This window comes from Limosilactobacillus sp. (assembly GCF_051873035.1).
In the GTDB taxonomy this organism is placed as follows: Bacteria; Bacillota; Bacilli; order Lactobacillales; family Lactobacillaceae; genus Limosilactobacillus.
Genome location: NZ_JBJEEL010000036.1, coordinates 1 through 1,823, shown reverse-complemented (window position 1 = coordinate 1,823; position 1,823 = coordinate 1). Strand labels below are relative to the sequence as shown.

The window sequence follows — 1,823 nt, the reverse complement described above, 5'->3', positions numbered from 1 at the left end:
CTTTTTGCTTAATCTGCGCCAATAGATTTGTTCAAGTTATTTCTTGCAATCTGCCGTATTCATTATGCTGGTGGAGACGGTGAAGAGCAAGCAAAGCGCTCGCCTTAAGATTCTTAAGAGTTCAAAGAAAATGGTTGGCATTGGCGGCCAATTCCGGGATAATATCCTTGAGGAATAATTACCCTCACGCAGTTGTTGCTACACTACGAAATGGAGGAATCTCAATGACCAAAATTTTTGCATATAGTATTCGTAAGGATGAGGAACCGTACTTAAAGGAATGGGCCACGGCTCATCCCGAGGTCACTGTTGACTACACTGCCGACCTACTGACGCCGGAAACTGCTAAGCAAGCGGCCGGAGCAGACGGCGTGGTTGTTTACCAGCAGCTGGATTACACGCCAGAAACGCTCCGGGCACTGGCAGATGAGGGAATTACTAAGATGTCACTACGAAACGTCGGAGTGGACAACATCGACATGGCCACGGCTAAGGAGCTGGGCTTTGAAATCACCAACGTGCCGGTCTACTCACCAAACGCGATTGCTGAGCACGCCGCCATTCAGACGGCCCGGATTCTGCGGCAGACGAAGGTCATGGATCGTAAGGTTGAGAGTGGTGACCTGCGTTGGGCACCAACGATCGGTCGTGAAGTTCGTGACCAGACGGTGGGGGTCATTGGGACCGGCCACATCGGCCAGGTTTACATGCAGATCATGGAAGGCTTCGGCGCCAAAGTGATTGCCTACGATGTCTTCCATGATCCAAAGCTCGAGGAAGCGGGCTACTACGTCGACTCCCTGGACGATATTTACCAACAGGCAGATGTGATCTCCCTGCACGTGCCGGCCCTGAAGAACACGATCAAGATGATCAACGACGAGACGATCGCCAAGATGAAGGACGATGCGGTTCTGGTCAATGTTTCCCGTGGTGCGCTGGTGGATACAGACGCCGTGGTTCGTGCTCTGGACAGTGGCAAACTCTTTGGCTTCGTGATGGATACCTATGAAAACGAAGTGGGGATCTTCAACGCTGACTGGCGGGGGAAGGAATTCCCTGATGCCCGCTTAAAGGACCTGATTGATCGGCCAAACGTGCTGGTAACGCCGCACACCGCCTTCTACACGACGCATGCGGTCCGCAACATGGTTGTGAAGGCCTTTGACAACAACCTGGCCCTGGTAAACGGTGAGACCCCGGATACACCCGTGAAGGTTGGCTAATTAATAACTAAGAAATGGGGCTTCGGCATGGCTGGAGCCTTTTTGAATAAACAAAATACCCACAGACATGATCCCAATAGTCATGGCTGTGGGTGTTTTGTTATAAATGAATAATTGCTTAATCTTTTAGATTATTGTTGGGGTTTACCACCTACAAACATTCCGGCAACAGAAGCTATAATAATTCCAACAAAACTTACAACAGCAATCATGTTACTTAAAGCTGACATCATGGTAAACCCCCTTCCTTTTCTAAAAAAACTTATTATCTTTCAACACCTTTATTATAGCAAGCTTCTTCCATAACGCTGATAATAATTGACTAATTTTTTGCTAAGCAAAAATGGAACAGAACTTATCAAATGCTTAGGAATGATTAATGATTTATCAGAATGTTCTCTAAAGAGTCAGTCGGATAATTTTAGTCCGTTTTGGAATGGTGAACAATCTTTGAAAACGTTCCCGCAAATCTTCACTTTTTCTTAAACATTGTGGTTTGACCTTAATTAATTATCAACGAATAATAAAAAGGCCGATTTCTCATGGCTATAATGCCCTCTAAGTATACAGATGAAATAGAAAATGCATCTGATACTT

1 protein-coding gene is annotated in these 1,823 nt (G+C 46.3%); it reads left to right on the top strand.

The genetic code is table 11. The annotated features are described in order from the left end of the window. Window positions 1-224: 224 nt before the first annotated feature. Window positions 225-1,226 carry a D-2-hydroxyacid dehydrogenase gene (locus tag ACI31H_RS03160; protein WP_320609970.1) on the top strand — a complete coding sequence of 334 codons (1,002 nt, stop codon included), beginning with the start codon at window positions 225-227 and terminating at the stop codon, window positions 1,224-1,226. The last annotated feature ends 597 nt before the right edge of the window (window positions 1,227-1,823 follow it).